General features: G+C 64.2%; 5 protein-coding genes. 4 read left to right on the forward strand and 1 reads right to left on the reverse strand.

All coding sequences use genetic code 11. The features are described from left to right. Positions 1-105: 105 nt before the first annotated feature. Complete coding sequence (locus tag HW556_RS17825) at positions 106-1,002, forward strand: UbiA family prenyltransferase (RefSeq protein WP_176901475.1); 897 nt, start codon at positions 106-108, stop codon at positions 1,000-1,002. 73 nt (positions 1,003-1,075) lie between these two features. Here the strand turns inward: HW556_RS17825 and HW556_RS17830 are convergent, their stop codons facing one another. Next, the gene (locus tag HW556_RS17830) at positions 1,076-2,587 is read right to left on the reverse strand and encodes an NAD(P)H-hydrate dehydratase (RefSeq protein ID WP_176901476.1); all 1,512 of its coding nucleotides are present in this window, start codon (positions 2,585-2,587) and stop codon (positions 1,076-1,078) included. Between the two features lie 108 nt (positions 2,588-2,695). Between HW556_RS17830 and HW556_RS17835 the strand changes: the two genes are divergently transcribed. The 3 genes from HW556_RS17835 (at position 2,696) to sdaAA (ending at position 5,701) form a co-directional block, all read left to right on the forward strand. Next, positions 2,696-3,901 carry a hypothetical protein gene (locus tag HW556_RS17835; RefSeq protein WP_176901477.1) on the forward strand — a complete coding sequence of 402 codons (1,206 nt, stop codon included), beginning with the start codon at positions 2,696-2,698 and terminating at the stop codon, positions 3,899-3,901. Between the two features lie 131 nt (positions 3,902-4,032). Further along, positions 4,033-4,491, forward strand: coding sequence for a peptide-methionine (R)-S-oxide reductase MsrB (msrB, locus tag HW556_RS17840; protein ID WP_176901478.1), 459 nt, complete (start codon positions 4,033-4,035; stop codon positions 4,489-4,491). Positions 4,492-4,795: 304 nt separating this feature from the next. Continuing rightward, complete coding sequence (gene sdaAA, locus HW556_RS17845) at positions 4,796-5,701, forward strand: L-serine ammonia-lyase, iron-sulfur-dependent, subunit alpha (protein ID WP_176901479.1); 906 nt, start codon at positions 4,796-4,798, stop codon at positions 5,699-5,701. The last annotated feature ends 137 nt before the right edge of the window (positions 5,702-5,838 follow it).

Consider the following 5,838-nt stretch of genomic DNA (forward strand, 5'->3'; position numbering starts at 1 on the left):
GGGGGGGCGCCCCCCCCCGCCCCTACATTGTGCTGGGTCGTGCTGCGGCGTTCTACCAACCAACTGCTGCTTTCGTAGCCCCTCGCCACGCCGTAACTTGCCCTCATGCACCCCGCCCATTCAACTGCCCAACGCTCGCTTCCGCCGCCGGCCAGGTGGCGGCAATTGCTGGATGCGGTGCTTTATAGCAGCGTGTGGCTCTCGGTGGCGGCGCTGGGGCTGATGTGGGCCACGTTTCTGTTCTGGGGGGTGCACATCTCGGCGCGGCTGGGCGGGCTGATCTTCGCCGCCACCCTCTTCCTGTACAACCTCGACAGCGTGCTGCCCTACAAGCACGGCCAGCTGCCCGGCGCCACCCGCCGCAAGCAGTGGATTCGGGCCCACCGCCCCCAGCTGCTGACTCTCACGGTAGCGGCCGGCGCCGTGGCGGGCGTGTTGTATCTCACCGATGCCCGGCTGCTGCCCCTTACGCTGTTTGGTGGCCACCTGGCGCTTATCTCGGTGCTCTACTCGATGCCGCTGGTGCGCCGCCACGGCCGCTGGCGGGCCCTGCGCGACCTACCGCTGCTCAAGGTGTTCCTTATTGCCTACGTCTGGGCAGCCGTCACCGTCTGGATACCCGCCCTATACCTGGGCCGCGACTGGGCATCACCGGTAGTGCTGGTGCTGTTCGCCCGCCGTTTCCTGCTGATTCTGGCCCTGGCCCTGGTCTTCGACATCCGCGACTACAGCAAAGACAGGCTGACCGGTACCCACACGTTTCCGGGTGTACTAGGCAGCCGGGCCACCAAATGGCTGGGGCTGGTGGCCCTGTTAGGAGCGGCGCTGCTGGTGCCGCCCGGCGTATCGGTGCCGCATGCTGTGGCGCTGGTGCTGCCGCTGGCCCTGGCCGCCGCCGTGCTCTGGTACGCCGAGGAGTCGCGCCCCGACTACTACTTTGCCTTGCTTACCGATGGCATGATGGTGGTACAGTTCGTGGCCGTGTGGCTGGCGGTGGGGTAGGTGGTTAGGGCGGGTAACAAGAACGTCATACTTCGACTCCGGCTGCGCATGACTCCTTATTTCCCCTATCAAATCACTCACCCATTAACTCCTCCAGCGCTGGCCCAATAAAGCGCACGATATCCGAAGCGAGCAGGCCGGCGTGGCCGGTGTGAGGGAGGGCCAGGTCGCCGGCGCGACCGTGGGCGTGCAGGCCCAGCAAGGCCGCATCGAGCGGGGAGAGGCGCTTGTCGGCGCGCAGGGCCAGTAGCAGGCCCGTCAGCACGTCGCCGCTGCCGCCGCTGGCCATGCCCGGGTTGCCGGTGCTGTTGAAGTAGAGAGTACCATCGGGCGCGGCCAGGGCGGTGTAGGCCCCTTTGAGCACGCAGTAGCAGCCGGTGCGGCCCGCAAAGTCGCGCAGCTGGTCGAGGCGGTGGTAGTCGTCGCGGGCGGGCTCACCCACGAGGCGCTCGAACTCCTTTGGGTGGGGCGTAAGCAGCGCGCCGGGCGGCACCAGCTTCTGCAGCTCGGGGTAGGCCCCCAGCATATTCAGCGCGTCGGCATCGAGCACGAGTGGTACCCGGGCCGTTTGCAGTAGCCGCCGCAGTACCATGCGGGTATCGTGGTGCTGCCCCAGCCCCGGCCCGATGCCCACGGCGGCGTAGGGCGCGAGGTCGGGCAACTCGGTAATGCAGTCGGTGGCTGAGTCGGTCAGGCACATGGCCTCGGGGGCCGAAATCTGTAGGATGTCGTAGCCCACGGCCGGCACTTGGGTCGTGACCAGGCCCGCGCCTCCGCGCAGGCAAGCCTGAGTCGCCAGCACCGCCGCGCCGATTTTACCCTTACTGCCCGCCAGCAGCAGCGCGTGCCCGAAGGTGCCCTTGTGGCTGAACTTCGGCCGCTTCGGCAGCCGCCCCCGCAGCTCGTCGGCCGTTACGAAGTGCATATCCACCGGGGTATTGTGGATGACCTCCGGGTCGAGACCGATGGGTAATAGCCGCCAGTCGCCCACAAAACCGGCGTTCTGGGGCAGCAGGAAAGCCAGCTTGGGTAGCTCGAAGCTGAGCGTGTAATCGGCCCGCACCACCGCGCAGTCGGCCGGCTGGGGCGCATCAGCATAGAGTCCCGAGGGTATGTCCACCGCTACCACGGTTGCGCCCGAGCCGTTGAGGTGCCGCACCAGCGCCGCGGCCGTACCCTCCAGCGGCCGGCTCAGTCCGGTGCCGAACAGGGCATCAACCACTACCGCTCCGGCCGCAATGGTGGTCAGATTATCGGGGTCGATTTGCTGGGCAGCCAGCCCGGCGGGCAGCTGCTGCTGTTGCTGAGTGCAATCGGCGGAATGCCGGGTAGCTGGTAGCAGCCAGAGTTGAACGGGGTAGCCGGCGCGGTGCAGGTTGCGAGCCACTACCAGCCCGTCGCCGCCGTTGTTGCCCGGCCCGCAGCACACATGAATTTCGGTGTCGTAGTCGAGCCGCAGCTCATCAAGCAGCCAGTTGGTCACGGCACTGGCAGCCCGCTCCATGAGGTCAATAGAAGTGATGTGCTGGGCCTTGATAGTAGCCTGGTCGAGGGCGCGGGTTTGGACGGGTGAGAGTAGCTTCATAAGGTTTGATTAACGCCGGAAGACTAGCCGGGGTTGATGCATCGGAAGGGCAGGCGAGTTCGTTTTGGTGAAAAGCTCGTTTGTTATTGCGCAGCTTGTTTGGTAGTTATGCAGATGATTAAACAGGTCGGATTAGTTGCGGCCCTGCTAAGCACGTTGACAAGCTGCACGCAGGATACTAAAAGTTACAAGCCCTCAGCCACCATTCAGCAGGAAGCCCGGAGCGGCAAGCCTGGGGCCAACCAGTTTGCGGCCTGGGACTTGTCCTACATCGGCGAATACCAGGCGGCCCTGGAGGCCTGGGAGGCGCCGTATGGCCCCGGCCGGCCCATCCGCGCCATATCGGCCGCCGATAGTGACGCCTTTGTAGCTCTGCAGCCCGTAAACGCCCGCGAATACATCCTGCGCCGCGCCCGCACCGAGCGCATCGTCATCCTCAACGAGGCCCACCACAACCCCCGGCACCGCGCATTTGCAGCGAGCCTACTGCCGGAACTGGCCAGGCTGGGCTACCGCTACTTCGCCGTGGAGGCGATAAACAAGCTCGACACGCTGCTCAACCGCCGGGGCTACCCCACGCTGGCCACGGGCTACTACACTAAGGAGCCACAGTTTGGGCAGCTGCTGCGCACGGCCGGCCAATCGGGCTTCAAGCTGGTGGCTTATGACTATGGCTTCACGAACGATGGCCCTATGAATGAGCAGGTGAAGTCGCGTGAAACGGCGCAGGCCCGCAACATCCAGCAGATTCTGCAGGCCGACCCGCAGGCAAGAATTGTGGTGTACTGCGGCTTTGCTCACGTGCATGAGGGCCCGAATGGTATGGCAACGCAGCCCTCCATGGCCTATTACCTGCGTGAACTGACCGGGCTCAATCCCTTCACTATCGACCAAACTACGCTAACCGAAGCTGGTACCCGGAGCGGCGAGAATGCTACGTATCGGTTAGCCAAAGCCCCGGAAAGCGCAGTCTTTCTGCCTACCGGAAACCAAGCCTACCCCGCCGCTGGCCCTAACATGTCGGTCGATGTAAACGTATTTCATCCGCGCACCACTTACGTGCAGGGCCGGCCAGCCTGGGTTTTCACGGCCCGGCGGCGGCCTGTGCCGCTCAAGCAGCAACTGGCTGTGGGTTACCCCTGCCTCGTATTTGCCTATGATGCGCGGGAAGACCTGGCCACCGCCTTACCGGTAGATATTGTGGAGTTGCAGAGTGCCACTGACCACAAGGCGCTGGCGCTCGACAAGGGGCGCTACACGTTGGTAGCGAAGGGTCCCGCGGGCAATGTGCAAACGTGGTCGGTTAAGCGCTGAAGCAGTCCGCGGCCGGTACCAGCCTGCTGTTGCTTACTCTCCGGTGAAGCCTTGCCAGAAACTTCCGGCCCACCCGGCGCGTTTGTAACAGGAGCCTGCGGGCTGCCTTTACCCAATCAACCCGACCCTTTATGCAAACCTGGAACGATATCATCCGGCTGGCCAACCATGGCAGCCCGGCCCCTGCTAAGCGCGTGGAAAAAACCGACGCCGAGTGGCGCGCCCAGCTCACGCCCGAGCAATACCACGTAACGCGTGAGCATGGTACCGAGCGGGCCTTCAGCGGTGAGCATTGCGAAGCCCACGAGGCGGGCCTCTATGCCTGCATCGGCTGCGCTACGCCCCTCTACGACTCCACCACCAAGTTCGACTCGGGCACCGGCTGGCCCAGCTTCACCCAACCCATCACCGAAAACGCCCTGCGCTACAAGAAGGACACGAGCTACGGCATGACGCGCATTGAGGTGCTCTGCAATGCCTGCGACGCCCACCAGGGCCATGCCTTCCCCGACGGCCCTGCCCCCTCCGGCGTGCGGCTCTGCATCAACTCGGCCAGCGTGCAGTTGGTAAGCCAGCAGCAGGAGGCATAGGCACCGAGGGTAGGGGCGGGGCTTGTCCCCGCCCGCCGGTCGTGCCACCCACACGAAATCGTTGAATCGGTTCAGACGGCAGACGGGACAAACCCCGCCCCTACACCAATCTGGCTCACTACCTTGCTAAAAGCCCTTTCGCCCTGTGCGGAAGGGCTTTGCTGTACCCACCTAAACCCAGGGTTGCCGCCGATTAATTTATGCCGATTTTTGCACCCCCGCCGCGCCGCCTTGGTTATGCGCGTACTACCTTGCCCGCCACCCGGAGCGCAGTTACGCCCCGTTCCACTTTCCCACCCCGCCCATGTCTTTGCTCTTCACCGACTTCCGTAGCTGGCAGACCCACTGCTCCTCTACCAACGAACCGCTTTTCCTGCCTGTGCTGACCTATGAGGTTGAGCAGAAGGGCCGCACCGAAGAGCAGATCTGGGACGGCCTGCAGCGCGCCTACGACGTGATGCGCGACGCCGTGCACACCGGCCTGACCCAGGACATGACCTCACGCTCGGGCATGGTGAACAACGGGGCCAAAAAAATTGCCGCCTCGCCCATCACGGTGCTCTCACCGGAGTTCAAAAACCTCGTTACGCGGGCATTAGGAGCCAAAGAGGTGAATTCGTGCATGGGCCGGGTAGTGGCCGCGCCCACGGCCGGGGCCTCGGGCATCCTGCCCGGCGTGCTGGTTACGCTCCAGGATATTCACAAGCTCGAAGACCGCGCCATTCTGGAAGGGCTGCTGGTGGCGGCGGGCATTGCGCTCATCATCGAGCAGAATGCCTCGCTGGCCGGTGCCGTGGGTGGTTGCCAGGCCGAAACCGGCTCGGCGGCGGCTATGGGTGCCGGTGCCATTGTGTACTGCCTGGGTGGCTCGGTGTCGGAGGTTTTTGCGGCCGTCGCCATTACCATCCAGTGCATGTTGGGCCTCATCTGCGACCCGGTAGCGGGCCTTGTGGAAGTGCCCTGCGTGGTGCGCAATGCCTCGGCGGCGGCCATTGCTTTCAGTTCGGCTCAGATTGCCATTGCTGGCGTCGACCCCGTCATTCCCGTCGACCAGTGCGTGGCGGCGTTGGGCGAAGTGGGCGAGAGCATGGAAACCCGCTACAAGGAAACCGCCCTCGGGGGGCTCGCTAACACGCCCCGCGGCCGCGAAATTGAGAAGATGGTCCTCGTGCAGGACGTGCAAATCCTGCCCGACGAGGACGCCGAGTAAACCCGTCTGTCATCCTGACACTCCGCGAATTCATTCTCCGCCAGGGGCCATAATAAGCTTGGATAGAAACTGAACGGGGCCGCGGTAATGTGCTCGTAGGTGGCAGTACTGCTCCCAGGCCGCGGCTTCTTCCCTTA

It is taken from the genome of Hymenobacter terrestris, from assembly GCF_013377905.1.
Lineage (GTDB): Bacteria > Bacteroidota > Bacteroidia > Cytophagales > Hymenobacteraceae > Hymenobacter > Hymenobacter terrestris.